Consider the following 25,744-nt stretch of genomic DNA (forward strand, 5'->3'; position numbering starts at 1 on the left):
CGATGGAGATCAACAACCGGGTCGACATGCCCTACGACGAGCTCGAGGTGGGGCAGGTCTTCCGCTCCGGCGGACGGACGATCACCGAGGCCGACGTGGTCAACTTCTGCGCGCTGACCGGAAACTGGATCGAGATCCACTCGAACAGGCACTACGCCGAGCAGACCCGCTTCGGCGAGCGTCTGGTACAGGGCTCGCTGACGTACTCCATCGTCACCGGCCTGATCCAGTTCGGGCCTGCCGTCCAGGCGAACTACGGTCTGGACAGGATGCGCTACACGAAGCCGGTGCACATCGACGACACGATCTACGCCACGGCTGAGGTGGTAGCGAAGAATGAGAAGGACGACAGCTACGGGGTCACGACGTTCCTGGTCAAGGCGCTCAACCAGGACGGGCACGTCGTGCAGCGTGGCGAGTGGAGCCTGCTCATGTTGCGCCGCCGCGAGGACCTGGCCGCCCTGCTCGGCGCGTCGCTGCCCACGGAGAAGCAGCCGGAGAAGGTGTGACCGCCGGGCGGCGCGCAGGCGGGGCGAGAATGGGCACCGAGCCGGTTGCGGCGATCGTCGGGATGGGCGACGCGTACGCGACGCGCGACGACCGCAAGGACCCGATGCAGCTGGCCGTCGAGGCCACGACGGCGGCGCTGGCCGACGCGGGCATCGGCAAGGACCGGATCGATGCGGTGTTCACCGGACGATCGCCGTGGGCGGACAAGCGCTCCCAGTGGAGCAACGTGTTCGTCTCGCACATGCAGATGCCGGTGACGCTGAGCAGCGAGATCACGCTGCACGGCGCCGGGCTGACGTCGACGATCGCCGTCGCCTCCCAGATGATCGCGGCCGGTCGCGCCGACTACGTGCTCTGCCTGCAGAGCGACGCGACCGAACTGTTCGTCGACGCGGTGGCGATGGGTGCCGAGGCCGACTCGGACCCGCAGTTCGAGGTGCCGTACGGGCCGACGATCCCGTCGCTCTACGCCCAGGCGGCGCACCGCTACTTCCACGAGTACGGCGTGAGCGAGCAGGACCTCGCCGACGTCGCCGTGGCCAACCAGCGATGGGGCGCGCACCACCCGCATGCCGCCAAGGCGCGCCATGGCGAGATCGACCGGGAGAAGGTCCTCTGCTCGCCGTACGTCGCGACCCCGCTGCGCCGGTGGATGTGCTCCACCTGGGGCGGCGGCACCGGTGGCGCGCTGATCGTGACCTCACCGGAGCGGGCCCGCGAAGCGCGTGACCCGATCCACGTGCTCGGCTACGGCTCGGCGTCCACACACGAGTACCTGACCGACCGGATGAACATGTCCCACGGCCGCTTCGCCGGCCTGGGCGAGTTCCCGAACCTGACCCACACCGCGTCCGTCGAGGCCGCCCGGCAGGCCTACGCGTCCTCCGGGCTGACTCCCGGCGACATCGACATGCTGCAGCTCTCGGTCAACTTCGCCCACATGGGACCGATCCTCATGGAGGACCTCGGCTTCGCGAAGAAGGGCCACGGCATCGACCCGTACCGGGAGGGTCGCACCGGAGTCGACGGCGACCTGCCGACCGACACGAACGGCGGCTGGCTCTCCTTCGGTCAGCCCGGCATCTCCTGCAACATGGACAGCCTCGTCGAGGCCGTCCGCCAGCTCCGCGGGACGGCGCTCGGGCTCACCCCGGCGCGACGTCCGCGCACCGTCCTGGTGCAGGGCGCCGGCGGCATGCTGGCGGCGGCCGGCGTGATGGTGCTGTCCGGCAGTGGAAACGAGCGGGGAGACGAGCGATGAGCGACTGGCCGCAGCCCTACCGGCTGCTCGACGCCGAACCCTACTGGACGGCGTGCAACGAGGAGCGGCTGACGTTCCAGCGGTGCGACCGGTGCTCCGACGCGATCTGGCCCGCACACTCGGTCTGCCCGCACTGCTCGTCGGGCGCGCTGACCTGGGAGGAGTCGATGGGCCGCGGCGTCGTCTGGTCGTTCAGCACGATCATGCGCGCGCCGACGCCGGTGTTCGCCGGGATCGCGCCGTACACCGTCGGCTTCGTCCGGCTCGACGAGGGCTACCACCTGTTCACCCAGATCGAGGCCGAGCCCGATGCGGTCGCGATCGACATGCCGGTCGAGGTCCGCTTCGTGCCGCGCGGCGAGCAGGTGCTTCCGGTGTTCGCGCCGAGAGGGAGCTGACATGGCCGGTCCGCTGGACGGAATCCGGGTCCTGGACCTGACGTCGAACTTCATGGGCCCGTACGCGTCCCTGCTGCTCGCGGACATGGGCGCGGACGTCGCGAAGGTGGAGTCCCCCGCCGGGGACACCACCCGCGGCGTCGGCCCCGCGCGGAACCCGGGCATGTCCGCGATCTTCCTGCACCTCAACCGGAACAAGCGCAGCCTGGTCCTCGACCTGAAGACGCCGGACGGCCGGGACGCGCTGCGTCGCATGGCCCGGGACGCGGACGTCCTGCTGCACAGCCTGCGTCCGGCCGCGATGTCCCGCCTCGGTGTGTCCTATGCCGACCTCGCCGGCGACAACCCGCGCCTCGTCTACTGCGGCTGCTTCGGGTTCGGCCAGGACGGCCCGTACGCCGGCAAGCCCGCCTACGACGACCTGATCCAGGCTGCCGTCGGGATGCCCGTCCTGCAGAGCCGGCGCTCCGGCGAGCCGGAGTACGTGGCCACCGCCGTCGCGGACCGGGTGGTCGGGATGGCGGCGTCGTCGGCGGTCGCCATGGCGCTGTTCCACCGCGAGCGCACCGGGCGGGGCCAGGAGGTCGAGGTCCCGATGTTCGAGACATTCGCGCACTTCACGATGGGCGACCACCTCTACGGGCACACGTTCGTCCCGCCGATCGGGACCTGGGGCTATGCGCGGATGATGAACGCCGACCGCCGTCCCTACCGAACGCTCGACGGCTACCTCGGGGTGAACGTCTACACCGACCGGCACTGGCGGCGCTTCTTCGACGCCGTCGGCCGGCCGGATCTCGCCGCCGACCCGCGGTTCGCCGACATCGCAGGCCGCACCGATCACATCGGGGAGCTCTACGCGTTCCTGGCCGAGGTGTTCACCACCCGATCGACGGCCGACTGGGTGACGCTCCTGACGGATGCGGACATTCCGGCCGTCGCCATGAACACGCCCGAGACGCTCCTCGAGGACCCGCACATGACCGAGGTCGGGTTCTTCGACGAGGTCGAGCACCCCACGGAGGGGCGGCTGCGGACGATCGGGATCCCGCAGCGGTGGAGCGAGACCGCTCCCGAGCTGCGCCACCCGGCCCCCCGGCTGGGCGAGCACTCGGCGGAGCTGTTGCGTGAGTACGGGTTCGCATCGAACGAGATCGAGACCCTGACACGGCACTGACCCGGCACCGACGCCGGATCGGACGGAGGAGAAGACCATGCAGGACCTGCCTCTCTCGGGAGTCGTGGTGGTGGAGCTGAGCGACAGCGCCTCGGCCCCGTTCGCCGGGAAGATCCTCGCCGAGCTCGGCGCCGAGGTCTGGAAGGTCGAGCGGCCCACCGGCGACTCTGCCCGCGGCTGGGGACCGAGCCAGTGGCGGGGGAGCAGCGCCGCGTTCCACGCACTCAACCGTGGACGTCACTACCTCGACCTCGACATCAAGGACCGCGACCAGCTCGCCATGCTGCACCGGCTGATCGCCGAGCGCGCCGACGTGTTCCTGCACAACCTGCGCCCGGGCTCGGCAGCCCGCTACGGGCTGGACGCCGACAGCCTGCGGGTGACCAAATCCGACCTCGTGCACTGCGAGATCGGCGCGTTCGGCGCCACGGGCCCGCTGAGCTCGCTGCCCGGCTACGACCCGCTGATGCAGGCCTTCTCCGGGATCATGGACATCACCGGGGAGGCCGACGGCGGTCCGGTGCGGGCCGGTGTCTCCATCGTGGACTTCGGCGCCGGGATGTGGGCGGTGATCGGAGTCCTCGCGGCGCTGCACCGCCGGCACGTCAAGCACGCGGGAGCCTCGGTGGACGCGTCGCTGCTCGAGACCGCGATCGCGTGGATGTCGGTCGGGATCGCGGGCTACCAGGCGGACGGGAACCCGGGCCGGCGGCACGGCTCCGGGGTCGCGTTCATCGTGCCGCACCGCGCGTACCCGACTGCCGATGGCGACCTGATCGTCAGCTGCGCCAACGACGCGCTGTTCGCCAAGCTCGCCGCGGCCCTGGACCGGCACGAGTGGGCGACCGATCCGCGGTTCGCGACGAACTCGGGGCGCCTGGACAATCGGGACGAGATCGACCGCCTGATCGGCGAGCGCCTGGCCACAGGCACCCGGGCGCAGTGGCAGGAACGCCTGCAGGCCGCCGGCATCCCGGTCGCGCCGGTGCAGACCACGGCCGAGCTCGTCGCGCACGAGCAGACCCGCGCCCTCGGCATCATCGGCGCGCCGCCCGACGACGACCTCGGCGTCGTCGGGCTGCCGCTCTCGTTCGACGGAACTCGTCCGCCGCCGCTGCACGGGGTGCGCGAGGTCGGGGCGGACAACGACCTGCTCGACGACGTCCTGCCTGCCCGCACCTGACGGTCGGAGCCTTGTCGCACGACGGTCGCTGGGCTTGAATTGCCGCACGACGTCGTGGGAGCCGTGAGTGGGTTCGTTCAACAGACTGCACCTGATCCGTCAGGTCGACCTCTTCACGCTGCAGCTGTTCCTGTCCGCGGTCGAGGAGCGCCAGATCGGCCTGGCCGCGATCCGGGAGAACGTCGCCGCCTCCACCGCCACGAAGCGGATCCACGACCTCGAGGGCATCGCCGGCATCGAGTTGCTCGAACGCACGCCGAAGGGGGTGGTGCCGACGCCGGCGGGGGAGGTGCTCGCCCGCCACGTCCGGACGATCTTCGGGAGTATCGAGGACATCCGGACCGAGATCGCGGCGTTCACCGAGGGGGTCCGGGGCGACCTGACCATCTCGTCGGCACGGTCGATCATCGCCCCGTTCCTCGCGCACGAGCTCGGTGAGTTCAACCGGCAGTTCCCGCTCGTCCGGCTCGTCGTGCACGAGATCGAGAACGCGGAGATCGTCCACCAGGTGGCCCGCGGGGAGGCCGATGTCGGCGTCTTCGCGTCCGCGCACGAGCTCGACCTGTCCGGCGTCGACGTCCGCCCGTACCGGCGGGACCGGATCGTCGCCGTCCTGCCGATCGGCCATCGCATGGCCGGTCGGGACCACGTCACGTTCGCCGATCTCCTCCCGGAGAACCTCATCGCGGTGGGCCCGATGGCGGGTGCCTTCCGGGCCGCCGCGCGCCGACTCGGTGAGGACTTCGAGCCGACGTTCAGCGTCCGCAGCGGGAGCGTCGCGCTCAGCCTGGTCCAGGCGGGGCTCGGAGTGACGGCACAGCCGGAGTGCCTGGTCAGTCGCGACTTCGCCGAACGGGTCCGGGTGCTCGAGCTCGCGGAGCCGTGGGCCGAACGCAAGATCTGCATCGCGACGGCCCGTGGACGCGGTCCGAGCCCGGCCGGCCAGGCGCTGATCGAGCAGCTTCTCGACCACCCCGCCGAGGACGACGCGACGTGACGTTTTCCTTCCCTCGAACTGCCGGTTCGTGGATGGTCAATTGATTCCGAGCAGTGTCGGGCGATAAATTCGCAACGGACCGCGTGCACATTTCTGGGTCCGAAACCCGGGATCTTTCCCGTGTCTGATTCGTGCCGGCAACAGCGAGAAAGGACTCGATTCGGCCGGCTTCGACGACATGTGCTCCGGCCGCAAACCTGCGCGGCGTGATTGCGCACGGCGCCTGATCCGGGACGACGACAGGACATGGAGACGACAACGATGTCAGCCACTTCTGCTCCCCGCGAGTCCGTCGACGTCGGGGACATCCGCGTCACCTACCTGCCCGACGGCGAGGCAGCGGTCGCCGCGACCGCGCTGTTCCCGACGAGCACCCCGGAGCTGTGGGACCTGCACCGGGACCTGTTCGACGCGGACGGGAAGCTGTTGCTGACCCTCGGCGCCTTCCTGATCCGTACGGGTGACCGCACCGTGCTCGTCGACCTCGGATTCGGCCCGGATTCCATGAGCTTCCCGGCCGCCGACGGCGAGTTCCGGTCCGGGCGGCTCCTGACCTCGCTGCGCGAGGAGGGGCTGGAGCCATCCGACGTCGACACCGTGTTCTACACCCACATGCACGTCGACCACGTCGGCTGGACCGGGACGAACGGGGCGTTGACGTTCCCGAACGCGCGCCACCTCGCCGGTGAGGGCGAGGTCGAGTTCTGGCGCACGCCGGACAACCCGCTGGCCGCGGTCGGTCCGCACCCGGAGGCGGTGCTCGGTCCGCTCGACGGGCGGATCGAGTCGATCGCCGACGGCGCCACCCTCGCGCCGGGCGTGTCGGTGGTCGCGACGCCGGGCCACACGCCGGGTCACTGCTCGCTCGTGGTGTCGTCCGGTTCCGCGCGGGCGATGATCCTCGGCGACGTGCTGCACTGCCCGGCGCAGCTCACCGACAACGACGTCTCCCTGGCTTTCGACCTCGACCCGGTCCTCGCGGCGAAGACCCGCGACCGGATCGCCGCCGAGCTCGAGGGCCGGCCCGAGACCCTGGCCGCGCAGGGGCATCTCACGGGATCCGTGTTCGGCCGGATCATGCGCGGCGAGTCGCGCCGCACGTGGTCGACGGCGGTGGCGACGTCGTGAAGACGACCGCGGCGCTGCTCTGGGACACGCCCGGCACCTGGGACGTGCGCGAGGTCGATCTCGACCCGCCCCGGGCGGGCGAGGTGCTGGTCAGGATCATGGCGACCGGGTTGTGCCATTCCGACGACCACTTCGCGCAGGGCGACATCCCGTTTCATTCCTACCCAGCCTGTGGCGGGCACGAGGGAGCGGGAATCGTCGAGGCCGTCGGCCCGGGCGTGACCCGGGTGGCGCCCGGCGACCACGTCGTCACGTCGTTCATCCCCGCCTGCGGCCGGTGCCGCAACTGCGTGACCGGGCGGCAGAACATCTGCGTCAACGGCGCACTGATCACCGTCGGGACGCAGCTGGACGGGACGTTCCGGATGCATGCCGACGGTCGGGGCGTCGCCCAGAACGCGTGCATCTCCACGTTCTCCGAGTGGACGGTGATGCCGGAGGTGTCGGCGACACCGATCCGCCGCGACGTGCCGTTCGAGGTCGCCGCGATCGTCGGCTGCGCGGTGCCGACCGGTTGGGGCTCGGCCGTGCGTGCCGCGGGCATCGACGCCGGGGACGTCGTCATCGTCATGGGCGTCGGCGGGATCGGGATCAACGCCGTCCAGGGAGCCCGCCACATCGGCAGCGGGCGCGTGATCGCCGTGGACCCGGTCGAGATGAAGCGGGAGCTCGCGCTCGAGCTCGGGGCCACGGACGCGGTCGCACACATCGGCGAGGCGGACGAGCTGGCGCGGAGTCTGACGAACGGGCAGGGCGCCGATTCGGCGATCGTCTGCGTCGGCGTCGTGACCGGCGAGCACGTCGCCGAGGCGTACGCGACGATCAAGGTCGGCGGCACGGTCGTCGTGACCAGTGCCGCGAACCACGCGCTCACCGGCATCCCGGTGCCGCTGCTCGACCTCGCCCTGCACGAGAAGCGCATCCAGGGAGCCCTCTACGGGATGGGTGGCCCGGCGCGGGAGATCCCGCTCATGCTCGACCTGTACAAGGCCGGGTCGCTCAAGCTCGATGAGCTGGTCACCCGGACCTACGACATCGAGCAGATCAACGAGGCCTATGCGGACATGCACAAGGGCCTGAACGTGCGCGGGGTCGTGAGCTTCGCCGAACGGCACGCGCGAGCATGATCGTCGAGTCCGAGACGCACGTCGTCGTCGGCACCTTCCGCCCGCATCCCGGATCCCCGCCGGGGAGGAGCCCGTGTGCATCGGCGGCCAAGGTCTGGCCGCGCTGTTCACCACTGCCTGAGCAGGCACGACAGGAGGGAGAGGACGACCATGCTCGTCCAGCCGGCGACGCCGCACTCCGCGGCGCACTGGAACGAGATCGAGGCGGCCGCACCGGCCGACGCCCGGCGGGTACAGGACGAGCGACTGCGTGAGCAGGTCGCGTACCTCGCCGAGCACAGCGCGTTCTACCGCGGCAAGATCGGCGCGGAGGCGCTGTCCGCGGTGCGTGACGTCGACGACCTGGCCAGTCTGCCGTTCACCGAGAAGCAGGAGCTGCGCGACAGCCTCGCGGCCGCGCCGCCGCTCGGGTACCACGTCGCCGCCGACCCGGCGGAGATCGTGCAGATCCAGGCCTCGTCCGGCACGACCGGCAGCCCGTCCTACGTCGGGCTCACGGTGGGCGACATCCGCACGTGGTGCGAGCTGGGGGCCCGGGCGTTGTACGCCAACGGGTTCCGGCCCGGTGATCGGATGCTGCACGGGTTCGGGATGAGCAAGGGGTTCGTCGGCGGCATCCCGGTCGTGCAGATCGCGCAGTACATGGGGATCGTGGACATCCCGGTCGGCGCCGAAGCCGGTGTGGAGCGGCTGCTGCGGGTGCAGGCCGACCAGCGTCCCGAGCTGCTGATCGGCACCCCGCATTTCCTGGCCTACCTGGCCGAGCAGGCGCCATCGGTGGTCGGCGTCCCTGCCCGCGAGCTGGGTGTGCGCGCGATGAGCGTCGGGGGAGAGCCCGGAGGCGGGCAGCCCGCGGTCCGGGAGAACCTGCAGTCGCTGTGGGGCGCGACGTCACGGGAGATGCTGGGCGGCACCGACATCGCGTGCACCTACTGGGGCGAGTGCGAGGCCGCGGACGGCATGCACTTCCTCTCGCCCGACCTCATGGTCGCCGAGCTGATCGACCCGGAGTCGGGAGAGCGGGTGGAACCGGTCGAGGGCGCCACCGGCGAGCTCGTCTACACCGCCCTGGCACGCCGGGCGTCGCCGCTGCTGCGCTTCCGCACCCGTGACCACGTCGTGGTCACGGGGACGGAATGCCCGTGCGGGCGCACCGGGTACAAGGTCCGGTGCGTCGGACGCACCGACGACATGCTGATCGTTCGCGGCATCAACGTGTTTCCGTCCGCGGTGAAGGACATCGTGCTCGGGCTGCGTCCGGAGGCGACGGGTGAGATGCGGATCCGGGCCGACTTCGAGGGGCACTCGACGCAGAAGCCGCTGCCGGTCGTCGTCGAGCACGCTGCGGGTCTGGCCCCGGACCGGCACGACGAGCTGCGGTGCACCATGGAGGACCGGGTGCGGTCCGCGCTCAACGTCAAGATCGCGGTCGAGCTCGTGCCCGAGGGCACGCTGAAGCGTCCGGACCACGTGAAGGTCGCGCTCGTCGAGCGGGTGTGAGGATCAGGTGATGACCGCGCGCGCTGCCGGGGGACGCCGCATCCTGGGAAGGAACTGTCCCTGCCACACGGGGCCGAGCCCTCCCACAGTTGAGGGCGTACGGCAGCGAACCCGCTGGTCGACGAGACCGGTGCGGCAACCACGAGGAGAGTGGACATGCCTTCCGACAACGCCGAGCGCGTGAACATCAAGGCGCTGGCCTGGGACATCGCGGCGGACACCTACTTCCCGCCGGACTTCGATCGCAACCGGACCTACGCCACGGTGATCTGCGCGCACCCGACCGGCAGCTGCAAGGAGCAGACTGCGGGCAACATCTACGCGGTGGAGCTGGCCCGGCAGGGATTCGTCGCGATCGCCTTCGATGCGAGCTTCCAGGGCGAGAGCGGTGGCCTGCCGCGGTTCACCGAGGACCCGGCCTTCCGGGTGCAGGACTTCAGCTACGTCATCGACTACCTGGTCACCCAGCCCTACGTCGACGAGAACCGGATCGGCGTGCTGGGTGTCTGCGGTGGAGGCGGATATGCGATCAACGCGACGATGACCGAGCGACGGATCAAGGCGCTCGGCGCCGTGACCCCCGGCAACGTCGGCCGGATGATGCGTGAGGGTTTCGTGAACTACGACCCGGTGGGTGCGCTGGAGGCGATCGCCGCGCAGCGCACCGCCGAGGCGCGCGGGCAGGACCCGGTGGTCAACGATCTGCTTCCGCCGTCGCCGCAGGCTGCCGAGGAGGCAGGGGTGACGGACATCGACGTGCGCGAGGCCACCGAGTACTACAAGACCGATCGCGGCCGTGCGGAGAACGGTGCGACCAGCTTCCTGTTCTCCCGCCAGGCGGCGCTGGCCGGCTGGGACGCCTTCGACCGGGCCGAGGTGCTGCTCACCCAACCGATGTGCGTCGTGGTCGGTGACCGGCCGGGCAGCTTCGGCGCCTACCGCAGCGGCTTCGAGATCTACGGGCGCGCGGCCTCGAAGGACAAGGAACTCGTGGTCGTCGACGGCGCGTCGCACTACGACCTCTACGACCGGCCCGAGGCCACGGGCACGGCGTTGGAACACCTGATCCCGTTCTACCGCAAGCACCTCTGACACCGATCCGCTGCATCCCGGTCCGGACGTCACCGGCCGGACGGGATGCGGCGGACGCGGGCCGGGGAGGATCGCGCTCGCCTCGACGACCAGCCTCGAATGTCATATATTGTGTGTCGTTCGCGGGCAGTGTCGTCGTGGCGAACCGGAACGCTGCGTTCCGGGACAGGAGGTGCCCATGGTTCGCGGCTCCACGGTGGCCCGACGAGCCCGAACCCCGGACGCGGTGCTTCCCCTCGGCGCCGACGTCGTCGCCCTGCTCCAGGAGCTCGCCCACGATGCGCGGGCCGCGCTCGACATCGACCCGGAACCGTTACCGGCGACCGTCACGTCGCGGACGGCGCTCCGGCTGCTGGACGAGCTGTGGGACGCGGCCTTCGCGGCGAGCGGGCGGACCACCGGCGCCGGCCCGGGGCGACGGGATCCCGCGCTGGAACTCCTCCACCGGATCCGGCAGGCCGAGTCGGCGGTGACCGACGCCCGGATGGCCGGCGGGCTCGACAGCCTCGACCGGATCTCGGTCGTGCTGGCGTCCGTGCGGGACGCGGCGTCGACGGACGACTTCTTCGACCGCGTGCCCGAGGCGGTGTGCGGGCTCGGCTACGACCGGGTCCTCGTCTCGCGGGTCGAGGATGCGACCTGGAAGCTGCACCGGATGTGCGTCACCCGGGATCCCCGGTGGGCGGAGGACATCGTCGAGGCCGGGCGGTCGCGGCCGCCCCGGCTGGACGGCCGGCTCGTCGAGACCGACGCCGCCCGCCACGTCCGCCCGTGCCTCGTGCTCGACGCGCAGAACAACCGCCGGGTGGACCGCAACATCGTGCGGGTCGGGCGATCCCGGTCGTACACCATCGCCCCGTTGCTCCGGCACGGTGATGTGGTCGGGCTCCTGCACGCCGATCGTTACTACCAGGGAACGGACGTCAGCTCGCTCGACCAGGCCCTGCTCGGGGTGACGGCCCAGGGCCTGAGCCAGATCCTCGGCCGGGTCGCGACCCTGGACGGGCTGGCGGCACTACAGGCCGGCGTCGAGCGGTTGATGGCGCCGCCCGGCCTTCCCCCGGGCCGCCCGGTCGTGCCGGCAGCCACCGCTGCGCCCGGCCGGCCGCCTGTGGTGCCGGGATCCCTGACCGACCGGGAGGCCGACGTGATGGAGCTGCTCGTGGCCGGGTACTCCAACCGGATCATCGCCCAGGCCCTGTCGATCGGTGAGGGCACCGTCAAGACGCACGTCACGCACATCCTGCGCAAGCTCGGCGTGGCGAGCCGAGCCGAGGCGATCGCGCTCCACCTGCGGCCACCGCACTGAGCCCTGCCTCCGACCAAGGTCGGAGAACACCTCTCACCGTTGGCAGACGCGTGCGGCGATGTCGGGCGACAGGGTGTGACCCACGCCAACGACGTCGCACACGAAGGAGCTGACGATGAGTGAACTCACACCGCTCGCGACCGGGCTGACGCACACCGAGGGAGTGCGCTGGCACGAGGGACGGGTCTGGTTCAGCGACATCTACACGCACGGGGTCTACTCGGTGGGGGAGGACGGCTCCGGCCTGCGGACCGAGGCCGAGGTGAAGGGCGAGCCGTCCGGCCTGGGCTGGCTCCCCGACGGACGCCTGCTCGCGTCCTCGATGCGGGACCGCCTGCTGGTCCGCCGGGAGCACGACGGCTCGCTGGTCACCCACGCCGACCTGACCGGGCTGACCGAGTTCCCGCTCAACGACATGACCGTCGGCGCCGACGGCACCGCGTGGGTGGGTACGTGGGGATTCGACGTGCTCTCGCTTGCACCCCGCAAGCCGGGCACCCTGATCCGGGTCGACCCGGACGGGACCGCGACCGTCGTCGCGGAGGCGATGGAGTTCCCGAACGGGGCGACGATCGTCGACGGGCGCACGCTGGTGATCGCGGAGTCGTTCGGCAACCGGCTCACCGCGTTCGACATCCAGACCAACGGGTCGCTCGCGAACCGTCGCGAGTGGGCGAGGTTCGGGCCCGCCCCGACCGAGACCGACACGGTGAAGGCCATGGGCCAGCTGACCGTCGGCGCGGACGGCATCTCGCACGTCGACGCCGAGGGTGCCATCTGGGTCGCCGACTTCGTCGACCGCCGGGCGGTCCGGGTCAAGGACGGCGCGATCGTCGACCAGGTCTCCACCGGCGACCTCAACTGCTACAGCTGCGCCCTCGGCGGCGCGGACGGCCGGAGCCTGTTCCTCGCCGCCACCCCCGCCGACTTCGACCCCGAGAAGCGTGCGGGCAACCCGGAGAGCGCCGTGTTCGCGGCCCGGGTCGACGTCCCGCTCGGCTGAACCGGACACCGGAACCGACACGAACCAACCAGGAGGACGACCGTGCTGACACGGGCTGCAGTGCTGCAGGAGGTCCCCGGCAGCTACCAGGCGACCGAGGTCGAGCTCGAGGACCCGAGGCCCGGGGAGATCCGGGTCAAGATGAAGGCCGCCGGGATGTGCCACTCCGACGACCACTTCGCCGTCGGGACCCAGCAGGTGCCGATCCTGCCGATCGTCGGTGGGCACGAGGGCGCCGGCATCGTCGACGCCCTGGGACCCGGCACGACCGGGTTCACCGAGGGCGACCACGTCGTGTTCTCGTTCCTGCCGGTGTGTGGCCGGTGCTGGTTCTGCTCCAAGGGGATGCAGAACCTGTGCCGGCTCGGCGCCTCGATCGGGACCGGGGCCCGGTTCACCGACCCGACGTCGTTCCGCATGTCGATGGACGGCAAGCCGGTCGGCCAGCTCGCCGGGCTCGGCGTGTTCAGCGAGTACGTCACGGTGCACGTCGAGTCCGCGATCAGGATCGACGAGTCGATCCCGTTCGACGTCGCCTGCCTGACCGGCTGCGGTGTCGGGACCGGCTGGGGCGCAGCGGTGAACTCCGCCGAGGTCCGCCCCGGGCAGGTCGTCATCGTCATGGGCATCGGCGGGATCGGGATCAACGCGGTGCAGGGCGCCGCCCACGCCGGCGCCGACGTCGTGATCGCCGTCGACCCGGTCCCGTTCAAGCGCGAGTCGGCGCTCAAGCTCGGTGCCACCCACGCGTTCGCCGACATCGCCGAGGCCGCGGACTTCGCCCGCTCGCTGACCGACGGCCAGGGAGCCGACTCGACGATCGTCACCGTCGGCATCCTGCGCAGCAAGCACGTCGGTCAGGCCCTGGAATCGGTCCGCAAGGCCGGCACCGTCGTCGTCACCGGTCTCGGGGACAGCGTGATCGCCGAGGGCGACATCAACCTGCACCAGCTCACGCTGTACCAGAAGCGACTGCAGGGGTCGCTCTTCGGCGCGAGCGCACCGCTCGCCGACATCCCGGCCCAGCTGGAGATGTACCGCAGGGGGACGCTCAAGCTGGAGGAGCTGATCACCACCCGGTACACGCTCGACCAGGTCCCGCAGGGATACGACGACATGAACGCCGGCAGGAACCTGCGCGGCGTCGTCGTCTTCGACTGACCCGTCCGCACCCCCCGCTGCCGGCGCCGTCGTGCACGGCGCCGGCAGCGCCGTACGCCCCCTCCGGAGAGAACCGTGGAGACCGCACCGACCTTCTTCATCAATGGCAGCTGGGTCCCGCCGAGCACCGACGCCACGATCGACCTCGTCTCGCCCGCGACCGAGGAGGTCTACGGGACCGCCGCGCTGGCGGCGGAGGCCGACGTGGACGCGGCGGTGACCGCCGCCCGGGCGGCGTTCGACCGCGGGCCGTGGCCGCGGATGCCGCTCGCCGACCGGATCGCGGCCCTCCAGGGGTTCCTCGAGGTCTACCGGCCGCGGCACGAGGAGCTCGCGGCGCTGGTGACCCGGGAGATGGGGTCTCCCATCAGCCTGTCCAGGGTCATGCACGCGACGGTCCCGCAGCTGATCGTCGAGGCCTTCCTGGACATGGCCCCGTCGTACCCGTTCCGGCAGGTCCGCCGGTCGGCGGTCGGCAACGCCCTGGTCACCCGGGAACCGGTCGGTGTGGTCGCCGCGGTCATCCCGTGGAACACGCCGCACTCGGTCGCGATGCTCAAGCTGATGCCGGCCCTGCTGGCCGGCTGCACGGTGGTCCTGAAGCCGGCCCAGGAGACCCCGCTCGACGCGGTCCTGCTCGCCGAGTGCGTCGAGGCCGCGGGGCTGCCGCCCGGGGTGGTCAACGTGCTCACCGCGGACCGGCAGGTGTCCGAACGGCTGGTGACCCACCCGGGCGTCGACAAGGTCAGCTTCACCGGATCGACCGCGGCTGGTCGGCGGATCGCGGCGCTGTGCGGGCACGACGTCCGCCGGGTGACCCTGGAGCTGGGCGGCAAGTCCGCGGCCGTCGTGCTCGACGACGCCGACATGGACACCGTCGTGCGGGCGGTCGGGGCGACCTCGATCCGCAACACCGGCCAGGCCTGCAGCAACAAGACCCGCCTGCTGGTGTCCCGGCGTCGGGCGGACGAGCTCGTCGAACGGGTGGCCGACCTGCTGTCGTCGCTGAGGGTCGGCGACCCGGCCGATCCGGCGACCGAGGTCGGGCCGCTGGTGTCGGCCCGCCAGCGGGAACGGGTGGAGGGCTACATCGAGACGGCCCGGGCCGAGGGGGCGAAACTGGTCGTCGGCGGCGGCCGGCCGGCCGGGTGCGACCGCGGATGGTTCGTCGAGCCCACGCTGTTCGCCGAGGTCACGCCCGCGATGACGATCGCCCGCGAGGAGATCTTCGGCCCTGTCCTGTCCGTGCTGGTCTACGACGACGAGGACCACGCCGTCGCTCTCGCCAACGACTCGTCCTACGGGCTGAACGGCTCGGTGTTCAGCACCGACACCGAGCGCGGGCTGGCGGTCGCGAGCCGCATCCGCACCGGCACCGTCGAGCTCAACGGACACCTGGTCGGCTTCCACGCGCCGATCGGCGGGTTCAAGTGCAGCGGTCTGGGGCGTGAGGCGGGGTGGGAGGGGTTCGATCCCTACACCGAGATCCGGTCGATCGGGGTACCACCCGACGTCGCCGACGTGCTGGAACGCGGCTGAGTCCGCGCCCCGGGTCGGGTCTGGACACGCCGCCCCTGAAAACTTAATATATTCCGTGTTCAACGCCGAGCAAGGATGCACGCGGTGCAGCGTGCGAGAGGGGACACCTGGATGTCGCAACCGGATTCGCCGGGGACGGGTACGTCGTTGCCGCCCATGAAGGCCAGGCGTGTGGGTCCCGCGGTGGTGATCGGCACGACCCTGGAGTGGTTCGACTTCTACCTGTACGCCTCCATGGCCGCCCTGGTCTTCGGGAAGGTCTTCTTCCCCTCGGACGACTCGGCGATCAGCACCCTGGCGGCGTTCGCGACCTTCGCCGTCGGGTTCCTGGCCCGCCCGCTCGGTGGCGTGCTCTTCGGCATCCTGGGTGACAAGATCGGGCGGAAGGCCGTCCTGTCGCTCAGCCTGCTCCTGATGGGTGTCGCGTCCGGGCTGATCGGCCTCCTGCCGTCGTACGCGTCGATCGGCGTGGCCGCCCCGGTCCTGCTCGTCGTCCTGCGGATCCTGCAGGGCTTCGGGGCGAGCGCGGAACTGGGCAGCGCCATCACCGTCGCCTACGAGCACGCGGACGAGAAGACCCGGGGACGCTACGCTGCGCTGCCCGCGCTCGGCGCCCAGATCGGGCTGCTGGCCGCCTCGCTGACAGTCACGGCCGTGACCAGTTTCGGGGACGAGTTCCTCTACACCTGGGGCTGGCGGATCCCGTTCGTCGCCAGCTTCGGGCTGGTCGCGATCGGGTACTGGATCCGTCGCTCGATGCCGGAGACGCCGGAGTTCGAACGGGTCGCCACCGAGGAGCGCACGCGCAAGAGCGCGCGGCTGTTCGCCGACCTGCTGCGGTCGGACTGGCGCGGGCTGGCGGTCGTGGCGGCGATCTACGGTGGCTACGCCGCGATCTCCTACACCTTTAAGACCTTCTCGCTGTCCTACCTCAGCGAATTCCAGGACGTCCCGGCGAACGTCGGGTCGTTCGGCATCACGCTGGCGAGCGCGGTGGCGATCGTGGTGGTCCCGATCCTCGGCCGGCTGTGCGACCGGTTCGACCTCCGCCGGATCATGCTGATCGGTGCGGTGGGCGTGCTCCTGCTGGCGTTCCCGATGTTCTGGATCCTCGACACCGGCCGGCCGGTCCTGATCTGGGGCCTGCTGATCGTCGGCACCGGCGTCCTCGCCCCGCTCATGATCGTCGCGGCGAGCCCGTACATGGCACAGCAGTTCCCGACCGACGTCCGGTCCTCGGGGCTCGGTGCCGGTCGCGAGATCAGCGGTGCCGCCGCGGGCGGGCTCGCCCCGCTGGCCGCGCTGACCATGGTCACCGTGTCGCCCGGGAACGCGACCTGGGGCGTGTCCCTGCTGCTCATGGGCTGCGCCGCTCTCGTCATCGTCGGGTTGTTCTTCGACCAGAAGCCACGCGTCGAGCAGCGGACGCGCGCGGCGGCCGACCCCGATGTCAACGTCGAGCCCCAGGCCTCCCGATAGCGGCGCCCGCATCCATCCACTCGAAGGAGTCGTCATGCCGGAACCCCTCGTCGACCAGCTCGCCGGGTTCGCGACGGCGGCGGACACCGCCGCGCTGCCCGCCGCCGTCGTCTCGGAGTCCAAGCGCATCCTGCTGGACTCGCTCGGGTGCGCCGTCGCCTCGCACGGTGAGCGCGGCGCGGACATCGCCGTGCGCTACGCGCAGGTCCTGGGTGGCCACGCCGACGAGGCGTCGATCATCGGGACGGACCTGCGCACCACGCAGCTCGGGGCCGCCTTCGCGAACGCGGAGCTGATCAACGCGCTCGACCAGGACGCCGTGCTGCCGCCCGGCCACGTCACCCCCTACGTGCTCCCCGGTGCGCTGGCGGCCGCCGAGGCCGGTGGGGTGCCGGGTGCGCGCCTGCTCGCCGCGATCGCGGTGTCCCACGAGATCTCCTACCGGATCGGGAAGGCCACCGACTACCTGCGCGACATGAAGGACGGCGTCGTCACGATCCCGCCGGTGATCGGCTACAGCAGCACGATCTTCGGCGCGGCGGCCGCGATCGGTGTCACCCGCGGGTACGAGCGGGAGACGGTGGCCGACGCGCTGGGCATCGCCGGCAGCACGGTGCCGGTCAACGCGCAGCGGGCGTGGATGATGCACGCCCCCGCCACGACGATCAAGTACCAGCTCGCCGGCGGGATGGCCTGGACCGCGTTGACCGCGGCGTCCCTGGCCGAGTTCGGCCACCGCGGGGACCGGCGGATCCTCGACGACGCCGAGTACGGCTTCCCGCGGTTCATCGGGACCAAGCGGTGGGTGCCCGAGCCGATCACCGACGGCCTCGGGAGCGACTGGCGGTTCACCGCCGAGCAGGCGTTCAAGCCCTACCCGCACTGCCGGGTCATGCACGGGATCTTCGACGCCCTGACCGAGATCGTGGACACCCACGACCTGAAGCCCGACGAGATCGAGTCGATCACCGCGTACGGGGAGAGCTTCGTCCAGCAGCCGACCTGGGTGAACACCGACGTCACCGAGGCGCGGGACGCCGAGTTCAGCATGACCCACGGTCTGGCCGTCGCCGCCCACCGGGTACCGCCGGGCAAGGACTGGCTCGCCCCCGAGCTGGTGCGCAGCGAGTCGGTGCTGGCGCTGATGAACCGGTCGCGGTTCGAGCCGCACCCGGACTTCACGGACGCGCTGTCCGGACACGTGTCCGCCCGGCCATCGCGGGTCGAGGTCACCGCGCACGGCGAGACCCACGTCGGCGAGCGGAACTTCCCGAAGGGGGTCTCCTCGCCCGACCCGTCGACGTACATGACCGACGACGAGCTGGCCGCGAAGTTCCGGCACAACGTCGCCGGGGTCCTGTCCGACGCGGACGCCGAGGCCGTGGTCGCCGCGGTCACCGACCTCGAGAACGTCGACGACGTGCGGGTGATCATGGAGCGGCTCCGGCCGGCGTAGCCGCCGGGTTGCCCCACCGCGACGGGCATCCATATATTGTGCGTCACATCGGCGGGTCGTGGACGTCCCGGACGGACGGCTCCCGGTGCGGGAGATCGTCGAGGTGGACACCATGCAGCGCACGCCGGCCGTCCAGGGCGGGGGTGAGGACACGGTCCTCACCCCCGCCCTGGGGTACGAACTGCTCGGCCTGCGCGCCGATGTGGGTGCCGCCCTCGGGCTCGACCTGGATCGGCTGCCGGTGGACCGCCTCTCCGGGGGCGTCGCCAAGCGCGAGCTCGGCCGGTTGTGGGGTGTGGTCCTGGACGAGTCGTTCCGGGCGGCCGACTCGGGCACGGTGAGCGGTCCGCGCCACGCCGAGCTGCTCCAGCTCCTCGGGCGGATCCGGAACCTCGAGACCGAGGTGAGCGAGTTCCGCGCCGGTCGCGCGCACCCGTCCTACGGCCGCATCGCCGCGGCACTGGCGTCGGTCCGTGAGGCGCGCACGGTCGACGACTTCCTGAGCCGCGTCCCGGAGGCGGGCTGCCGGCTGGGCTTCGACCGCGTCCTCGTCTCCCGAGTGACGGACTCGACGTGGAACCTCCACACCATGTGCGTGGTGCGTGATCCCCGCTGGGCCGAGGAGATCGTGGCCACCGGCCGGGCTGCCCCACCGGACCTGCACGGTGGGATCGTCGAGGGCGAGGTCGCCGAGCACGCCGAGGCGCGCCTGCTGCTGGACGCGCAGCGCAGCCACCGGGTGGACCGGGCGCTGATCGAGATCACGCGTTCGACGTCGTACGGGGTCGCGCCGCTGATCGTGCACGGTGAGGTCGCAGGCCTCCTGCACGGTGACCGCTACCACCAGGGCCGCGACGTCAACGCCACCGACCGGGCACTGCTGTCGCTGATGGCGGAGGGACTGGGTCACACGCTCGGCAGGCTCGCCATGGTCGAGGGCCTGGAGGCGCTGCGCGGGTGCGCCGACCGGCTCCTCACCCACGTCCCGCCCGGTCCCGCACCGGCCGGTCCCGCACCGACCGGCCCCGCGTCGCAGGGCAACCGGGTCCCGCTGCTCACCACCCGGGAGGCCGAGGTGATGGACCTGCTGGCGCACGGGCGGTCGAACCGCGTCATCGGCCGCGAGCTGCTCATCTCGGAGCGGACGGTCAAGTCCCACGTCACGCAGATCCTGCGCAAGCTCGGGGTGACCAGCCGCAGCGAGGCGATCGCGGCCTGGCTTCGCCGCGACGTCACCGGCTGAGCGGCGCGCCGACAGCGGTCCGGGTACGGCATGCACCGTGCCCGGTGGTCACGTGCCGCGACGACCCTGCCCGAAGGTCCGGGGTGGGCTCGTACCGACGTACGACGCGAACCGTCCGCCGCCCGTCCCAGGATGACCTCCGACACATCGCCGGATCGTTCGCGGTCCGGCGGATCCCGCGGGGAGCCGCCCGGCCGCGCCCCGCACGCACCGGACCGCGACGGCGCGACCGCGCACCCCAGGAGGCACGAGGTGACCGAGCAACGAGGCTCCACCGACTGGATGGTCGGCATCGACGTCGGAGGCACGTTCACCGACATCATCGGGCTCCACCGGACGACCGGTGAGATCCGGGACGGCAAGGTGCTCTCGACCCGGCAGCAGGAAGAGGGGGTCCTGCAGGCGCTCGCGGCGATCGACGTCGCCGTCGACGAGGTGGCCGAGATCGTGCACGGCCACACGGTCGGCATCAACGCGCTGCTGAGCCGGGCCGGCGCCCGGACCGCGCTGCTCGCGACCCGCGGGCATCGCGACCTGCTCGACATCGGGCGGATGCACCGCGAGTTCGGCAACCGGTTCTACGACCCGACCTGGCTGCGCCCGCACCAGGAACGCCCGGTGGTCGAGCGGGAGGACCGGATCGGCGTACCCGAGCGCATCCTGCACGATGGCGAGGTCCGGCTCGCGCTCGACGAGGACGCGGTGCGCGCCGCCGCTCGCGAGCTGGCCGGCCGGGAGATCGAGGCGGTCGGGATCTGCTTCATGAACTCCTACCGCAATCCCGAGCACGAGCAGCGCGCCGCGAAGATCCTCGCCGAGGAGCTCCCGGGCGCGTACGTCCAGACCTCCGCGCTGTACCCGGTCACGAAGGAACACGAGCGCACGACCACGGTCGCGCTCGACGCCTATGTCGGCCCGGCCGTCGTCGGCTACCTGAACCGCCTCGCTGACGCGCTCGCCGCGCAGAGGTTCACCGGCACGTTGTGGATCATGATGACGAACGGCGGGGTCGCTACCTACGAGGCCGCCGGCAAGGCGCCCGTCTTCCAGCTTGTGTCCGGGCCGGTCGGCGGGGTCACCGGCAGCATCGGCCTGGCACGCCAGTCCGCCCACCGCAACCTGCTCACGATGGACGTCGGCGGGACCAGCACCGACGTGGCGGCGATCCGGGACGCGCAGACCCCCCTGACCGACCTGTGGACCCTGGAGACCGGGCTGACCCTGACGATGCCGCTGGTCGACGTCGAGAGCGTCGGGTCGGGAGCCGGCAGCATCATCGGCCGCAACGCGCTCGGCAAGATCGCGGTCGGCCCCCGGTCGGCCGGGTCGGTCCCGGGCCCGGTCTGCTACGGGACCGGCGGCACCGAGCCGACGCTGACCGACGCCTGCCTGGTCCTCGGCGTGCTGCAGCCGGACCTGTTCGCGGACGGCCGGATCCGTCCGGACCTCGACGCGGCCCGCGCGGCGCTCGAGGAGGTCGGGGCGACCTGGGGGATGAGCGGGATCGAGCTCGCCGAGGCGGCCTACCAGGTGGCTTGCGAGGACATCGCGGCGAAGATCCGCACGATCTCGGTCTACCGCGGGCTCGACGTCCGGGAGTTCGCGCTGCTGCCGTTCGGGTCGGCCGGGCCGATGCTCGCCGACCAGGTGGGGCAGATCCTCGGCGTGGAGACGGTCGTCGTGCCCGCCACGCCCGGTCAGTTCTCCGCACTGGGCCTGCTGCAGAGCGACCTGCGCGCGACGACGGCACAGTCGGTGATGACCCCGCTGCTCCCCGGTTCCGCCGCGGAGATCGAGTCCGGGTTCGCCGGCCTGGAGTCGCGGCTGACCGAGGAGCTGACCGGGCAGGGCGTCGACATCGCCGGGCTGAGCTTCGACCGGGCCCTGTTCGGGATGTATCGCGGTCAGACCTGGGACAACCGGCTGCCCCTCGGGGCCGGCCGGATCACCGAGGAGACCCTGCCGCGGATCGTCGCCGACTTCCATGCCTTCTACCAGGACTCCTACGGCTTCTCGGCCCCGGAGATCCCGGTGGTCGCCTCCACCCTCGAGGTCACCGCGGTGATCCCGCGCCCGCACCGGGTGCCGTCCGTGGCCCCGGAGCCGGGCGGGTCGCTGCTGGCGCACCGCACGCTGCGGGTGCCCGGCGCGGGGGAGAGCGTCGAGGTCCCGGTCCACGTCCGGGAACGGCTCGACCCCGGCGAGCGGGTGCCCGGCCCCGCGATCGTGGCCGAGCGGTTCGCCACGACCGTCGTCCTCCCCGGGCGGTGCGCGCGCGTCGACGACGACGGCCTCCTGATCATCGAGAACCAGCGCTGAGGAGAGACCATGACCATCTCGGCCGAGATCCCCTCCGCACCCGCGGAGTTCGAGCTCGACATCCTGCGCTACGGCCTCATCGAGGTCGCCCGCGAGATGAACGACGCCCTCATGCGCAGCGCATTCTCCCCGGTCTGCCGGGACATCCTGGACTGCACGACGGCGATCCACGCCCGCGGTGACGACGGGTGGGAGACCGTCGCCCAATGGGAGGGCTGCATGCAGCACGCCTTCACCTCACCGCACATCGTCAACTTCGTGATGGACGAGTTCGACCTCGACGCCCTGCAGGCCGGGGACGTCATCTTCGTCAACGACCCGTGGCGCGGGACCATCCACCAGTCCGACGTCAACCTGCTGCGCCCCGTGTTCGTGGACGGCCGGATCGAGTTCATGCTGCACTCGACCTCGCACCTGGTCGACCTCGGTGGACCGATCCCCGGGGGCTTCTCCAACGGGACGCAGACGGCGTTCGAGGAGCAGATCAAGCTGCCGCCGTCGCTGCTCTACGCGAACGACGTACCGGTCCGTCCGCTGTTCAACTTCATCCTCGAGAACAACCGGGTCCCGCAGCTGGTCCTCGGTGACCTGCGCGCCCTGCACGGCTGCCTCGTCGTCGGCGAGCGTCAGCTGCAGTCGCTCATCGAGCGGGGCGGCATCGAGAAGGTGAAGGCCGCGGGCCGGTACGCGGTCGAGGCCACCGAGCAGAGCATGCGCCGCGGGATCGCGGACATCCCGGACGGGGACTACACCGTCGAGGACTTCCTCGACGAGGACGGCGTCACCGACGAGCCGATCCCCGTGCGGGTCACCGTCAAGGTCCGCGGAGACAGCATGGAGATCGACTTCTCCGGGTCCGGGCGACAGCCGCTGGGCAACTGCGGCACCGCGTGGTGCGAGGCGGTCCGCTGCATCGAGGCCGTGAAGCTGATGGTCGACCCGGCGACCCCGGTGAACAGCGGCACCCTGCGCCCGATCGAGACGCTGCTGCCGCAGGGCAGCGTCGTGTGCGTGCTGCCCCCGTCCAGCTGCTCCAACCACGCCGACATCGGTTCGCGCTGCATCAACGCGGTCGCGAGCGCGCTCAGCGATGCCATCGGGGACCGCTCGATCGCCTGCGACACCGGGACCGCGCTGGTCGTCAGCGTCGGCGGGATCGACACCCGCCGCGGGCACGAGGGCAACCCGTGGGGCGCGTTCGCGCTCGCCGGCGGCGGGTGGGGCGGGACCTGGAAGTCCGACGGCGTCTCGTTCTGCGTGACGCCGATCGGCAACTGCCGCACGTCGGTCCAGGAGCACGTCGAGATCGAGAGCCCCCTGATCGTCGCGCAGCACGAGATGCTCCTCGACACCGCGGGCGCGGGCGAGTACCGGGGTGGTCTCGGCTCGGTCTACACCCTCACGGCGCAGTCCGACACCGTCGTCACCATCACCTGCGACCGGATCCGGGTCGGCGCGCCCGGCGCCGCCGGAGCCGGCCCCGGATCGCCCGCGTTCGGCTGGTACATCGCCGGCTTCGACCTCGCCCGGCACGGCGACCCGCTGGACCTGCGGGGGGCGGAGCCGCTGTTCGGCATGTTCGACGACGACGGCCGTCCCGACCCCAACGACGGCGGCTTCTGCCGGGGCGCACGCTACGACACCGGCAAGTTCTCGGGCATGGTGCTGAAGGCCGGGGACGCCGTCCGGTTCGTCATCGGCGGCGGGGGCGGCTGGGGCGATCCGCTCCGGCGCGATCCCGACCTCCTGGAGAGCGACCTCCGCAACGGCCTGTACAGCCCGGAGTTCCTCGCGCTGGCCTTCGGCGCCGTCGTCGTCGACGGCCGGATCGACCGCGACGCCACGGCGGCGCGCCGCGCCGAGCTCACGCGCCGCCGCGACGCCGGTCAGTGGTCCGTGCCGATCGCCGCACCCGTCAACTGGACTCTCTAGAGAGGGGAACCCCATGTCCGTCGACCGGCTGCTCTTCCCACGCCCCGACACCGACCGGGTCTCGGTGGAACGTGTCCCGGTGGGGGAGACCTGCCCGCACTGCGCGAGCACGCACGTCGCCCGGTACCCGGTGGCCAACCACCTCGGACCGCGGATGGTCGTGAAGTGCCAGGACTGCTTCACCCACCTGTCGGTCACGCGTCCCGCACCCGAGGACCACTGGCCCGCATGGCGGTCACCGACGCGTGACTGGGCGCCGTCCCGGCTGGGCTGACCGACCGTCACGACCACAGGAGGAGGACACCATGTCGGTTCCCGCGACGCCGCTGGGCCGGCTGTACGCCCGGACCCACGCCGAGCACGCGGACCGCGCGGCCGTCCGCGACGACCGCCGGGAGCTGACCTTCGGCGAGCTCGGCACCCGCTCCCGGCGGCTCGCGCAGGCGTTCCGGCGGGCCGGGGCCGGACCGGGGGAGCGGATCGCACTGCTCTCGCCGAACTGCTGCGAGTGGGTCGAGGTCGAGCACGCCGCGGCACTCGGCGGGCTTCTCCGGGTCGGTCTGCTCCCGCGGCTGCACACCGCGGAGCTCGCCCACATCACCGCCGACAGCGAGCCCGCCGTCGTCGTGGTGGACGGCGAGTGGCTCGCCGTCCACGGACGGGGCTGGATCCCCGACAGCGTCGCGCAGGTCGTCGTCCTCGGCCCGACGGACGTACCCGCCGGGTGCGTGCCGTTCGAGGAGTTCGTCGCCGCGGGCACCGACGACGAGCTCCCGCTGCCGGAGGCCGATGCCGACGCGTGGCTGCTGTACACGTCGGGCTCGACGGGCCACCCGAAGGGCGTCCGCACCACCCACGCCAGCATCGGGGCGCTGATCCGCAACGCCCTCGACGCGCTTCCCCCGATCGGCCCCGGTGACACCGCGTTGCACACGGCTCCGGTCAGCCACTTCAGCGGGGGGATCGCGGCCGTCCTCACCGCGGCCGGCGGCCTCAACGTGCTCCACCGGGCGTTCGAGCCCGCGCGGGTCGCCGACCTCGCCGAGCAGGGGGAGATCACCGTGCTCCCGCTCGTCCCGACGATGATCACCATGCTGCTGGAGGAGCTCGACCGGCGGGGCACGCCGTCCGGCCGGGTCGGCGACGTCCGCCTGCTGCCGTACGCCGGCTCCGCGATCCGGCCCGACCGGGCCGAGCGGGCACGCGCCTGGTTCGGCGAGGCGATGCAGCAGGTCTACGGCGCGAGCGAGGCGATGCTGCCGATCACCACCCTGCGACCGGGGGACCACGTTCCGACCGTGAACGAGCGAGGTCTGCCACGTCTGGCGTCCGCCGGACGGGTCACCCGGCACGTCGAACTGGAGATCGTCGACGAGCAGCGGCACCCGCTGCCGCCCGGCTCGGACGGGGAGATCCGGACCCGGGGCGAACACGTCGGACCCGGCTACTGGCGCCAGCCGGAGGCCACCGCCGAGACTTTCTCCGACGGCTGGGCACACACCGGCGACGTCGGCTACCTCGACGAGAACGGCTACCTGTTCATCCTCGACCGCCGCAAGGACATGATCATCACCGGCGGGTTCAACGTGTATCCCAGCGAGATCGAGAACGTCGTCTCCTCGATACCGGGTGTCCACGAGGTCGCCGTGGTCGGCGCCCCCAGCGACCGCTGGGGGGAGGAGGTCACCGCGTTCGTCGTGCTCGCGGACGGCACCGGGTCCGACGTGGAACGGATCATCCGGCACTGCCGGGAACACCTCGGCGGCTACAAGGTGCCGAAATCGGTCGTCGTCGTCGACGAACTACCCAAGACCGGAACAGGAAAGATCCAGAAGCAGGTCCTGCGTGCCGATCTGTGGCGCGGCCGGGACCGCCGGGTCTGACAACCGACGGAAACACCGGTCGGGGCACACCGTGTCCGACCGACCGG

At 71.4% G+C, this 25,744-nt stretch carries 21 protein-coding genes; all 21 read left to right on the plus strand.

Features of this window, described 5'->3' with window-relative positions; genetic code table 11:
• Positions 1 to 2: 2 nt before the first annotated feature.
• The 21 genes from H7X46_RS11575 to H7X46_RS11675 all read left to right on the plus strand — a co-directional run bounded on the left by H7X46_RS11575 (position 3) and on the right by H7X46_RS11675 (position 25,697).
• Complete coding sequence (locus H7X46_RS11575; RefSeq protein ID WP_186359405.1) at positions 3 to 509, plus strand: MaoC/PaaZ C-terminal domain-containing protein; 507 nt, start codon at positions 3 to 5, stop codon at positions 507 to 509.
• 29 nt (positions 510 to 538) lie between these two features.
• On the plus strand, positions 539 to 1,771 hold the full coding sequence (locus H7X46_RS11580) for a thiolase family protein (RefSeq protein WP_186359406.1): 1,233 nt from the start codon (positions 539 to 541) through the stop codon (positions 1,769 to 1,771).
• Entirely contained in the window at positions 1,768 to 2,169 is a 402-nt protein-coding gene (locus H7X46_RS11585) for a Zn-ribbon domain-containing OB-fold protein (RefSeq protein WP_186359407.1), read from the plus strand. Before H7X46_RS11580 ends, H7X46_RS11585 begins: the two co-directional genes overlap by 4 nt.
• A gap of 1 nt (position 2,170) precedes the next feature.
• Positions 2,171 to 3,346, plus strand: a complete 1,176-nt coding sequence (locus tag H7X46_RS11590) for a CaiB/BaiF CoA-transferase family protein (RefSeq protein WP_186359408.1) — start codon at positions 2,171 to 2,173, stop codon at positions 3,344 to 3,346.
• Between the two features lie 37 nt (positions 3,347 to 3,383).
• Positions 3,384 to 4,529 (plus strand): CaiB/BaiF CoA-transferase family protein, encoded by a 1,146-nt coding sequence (locus H7X46_RS11595; RefSeq protein ID WP_186359409.1) that lies wholly within the window; start codon positions 3,384 to 3,386, stop codon positions 4,527 to 4,529.
• 67 nt (positions 4,530 to 4,596) lie between these two features.
• Positions 4,597 to 5,526 carry a LysR family transcriptional regulator gene (locus H7X46_RS11600; RefSeq protein WP_186359410.1) on the plus strand — a complete coding sequence of 310 codons (930 nt, stop codon included), beginning with the start codon at positions 4,597 to 4,599 and terminating at the stop codon, positions 5,524 to 5,526.
• A 261-nt stretch (positions 5,527 to 5,787) separates the two neighbouring features.
• The gene (locus H7X46_RS11605; protein WP_186359411.1) at positions 5,788 to 6,654 is read left to right on the plus strand and encodes an MBL fold metallo-hydrolase; all 867 of its coding nucleotides are present in this window, start codon (positions 5,788 to 5,790) and stop codon (positions 6,652 to 6,654) included.
• Positions 6,651 to 7,781 carry an NDMA-dependent alcohol dehydrogenase gene (locus H7X46_RS11610; RefSeq protein ID WP_186359412.1) on the plus strand — a complete coding sequence of 377 codons (1,131 nt, stop codon included), beginning with the start codon at positions 6,651 to 6,653 and terminating at the stop codon, positions 7,779 to 7,781. Before H7X46_RS11605 ends, H7X46_RS11610 begins: the two co-directional genes overlap by 4 nt.
• 150 nt (positions 7,782 to 7,931) lie before the next feature.
• The gene (locus H7X46_RS11615; RefSeq protein ID WP_186359413.1) at positions 7,932 to 9,281 is read left to right on the plus strand and encodes a phenylacetate--CoA ligase family protein; all 1,350 of its coding nucleotides are present in this window, start codon (positions 7,932 to 7,934) and stop codon (positions 9,279 to 9,281) included.
• Positions 9,282 to 9,437: 156 nt separating this feature from the next.
• Positions 9,438 to 10,373, plus strand: a complete 936-nt coding sequence (locus H7X46_RS11620) for an alpha/beta hydrolase (protein WP_186359414.1) — start codon at positions 9,438 to 9,440, stop codon at positions 10,371 to 10,373.
• Between the two features lie 178 nt (positions 10,374 to 10,551).
• Positions 10,552 to 11,682 (plus strand): LuxR C-terminal-related transcriptional regulator, encoded by a 1,131-nt coding sequence (locus H7X46_RS11625; protein ID WP_186359415.1) that lies wholly within the window; start codon positions 10,552 to 10,554, stop codon positions 11,680 to 11,682.
• A 115-nt stretch (positions 11,683 to 11,797) separates the two neighbouring features.
• Positions 11,798 to 12,685, plus strand: a complete 888-nt coding sequence (locus H7X46_RS11630) for an SMP-30/gluconolactonase/LRE family protein (protein ID WP_186359416.1) — start codon at positions 11,798 to 11,800, stop codon at positions 12,683 to 12,685.
• A gap of 42 nt (positions 12,686 to 12,727) precedes the next feature.
• The gene (locus H7X46_RS11635; RefSeq protein ID WP_186359417.1) at positions 12,728 to 13,846 is read left to right on the plus strand and encodes an NDMA-dependent alcohol dehydrogenase; all 1,119 of its coding nucleotides are present in this window, start codon (positions 12,728 to 12,730) and stop codon (positions 13,844 to 13,846) included.
• A gap of 75 nt (positions 13,847 to 13,921) precedes the next feature.
• Complete coding sequence (locus H7X46_RS11640) at positions 13,922 to 15,385, plus strand: aldehyde dehydrogenase (RefSeq protein WP_186359418.1); 1,464 nt, start codon at positions 13,922 to 13,924, stop codon at positions 15,383 to 15,385.
• 156 nt (positions 15,386 to 15,541) lie between these two features.
• The gene (locus H7X46_RS11645; protein WP_222131275.1) at positions 15,542 to 16,864 is read left to right on the plus strand and encodes an MFS transporter; all 1,323 of its coding nucleotides are present in this window, start codon (positions 15,542 to 15,544) and stop codon (positions 16,862 to 16,864) included.
• Positions 16,865 to 16,898: 34 nt separating this feature from the next.
• Positions 16,899 to 18,320 (plus strand): MmgE/PrpD family protein, encoded by a 1,422-nt coding sequence (locus H7X46_RS11650; RefSeq protein WP_186359420.1) that lies wholly within the window; start codon positions 16,899 to 16,901, stop codon positions 18,318 to 18,320.
• 58 nt (positions 18,321 to 18,378) lie between these two features.
• Positions 18,379 to 19,563, plus strand: a complete 1,185-nt coding sequence (locus H7X46_RS30615; protein WP_186359421.1) for a LuxR C-terminal-related transcriptional regulator — start codon at positions 18,379 to 18,381, stop codon at positions 19,561 to 19,563.
• A gap of 252 nt (positions 19,564 to 19,815) precedes the next feature.
• Complete coding sequence (locus tag H7X46_RS11660; RefSeq protein ID WP_370588713.1) at positions 19,816 to 21,882, plus strand: hydantoinase/oxoprolinase family protein; 2,067 nt, start codon at positions 19,816 to 19,818, stop codon at positions 21,880 to 21,882.
• A 9-nt stretch (positions 21,883 to 21,891) separates the two neighbouring features.
• Positions 21,892 to 23,814: a hydantoinase B/oxoprolinase family protein gene (locus H7X46_RS11665; RefSeq protein ID WP_186359422.1), complete on the plus strand. Its 1,923-nt coding sequence runs from the start codon at positions 21,892 to 21,894 to the stop codon at positions 23,812 to 23,814.
• Positions 23,815 to 23,827: 13 nt separating this feature from the next.
• Positions 23,828 to 24,088 carry a hypothetical protein gene (locus H7X46_RS11670; protein WP_186359423.1) on the plus strand — a complete coding sequence of 87 codons (261 nt, stop codon included), beginning with the start codon at positions 23,828 to 23,830 and terminating at the stop codon, positions 24,086 to 24,088.
• Positions 24,089 to 24,119: 31 nt separating this feature from the next.
• Entirely contained in the window at positions 24,120 to 25,697 is a 1,578-nt protein-coding gene (locus H7X46_RS11675; protein ID WP_186359424.1) for a class I adenylate-forming enzyme family protein, read from the plus strand.
• The last annotated feature ends 47 nt before the right edge of the window (positions 25,698 to 25,744 follow it).

Source organism: Pseudonocardia sp. C8, assembly GCF_014267175.1.
Classification (GTDB): domain Bacteria; phylum Actinomycetota; class Actinomycetes; order Mycobacteriales; family Pseudonocardiaceae; genus Pseudonocardia.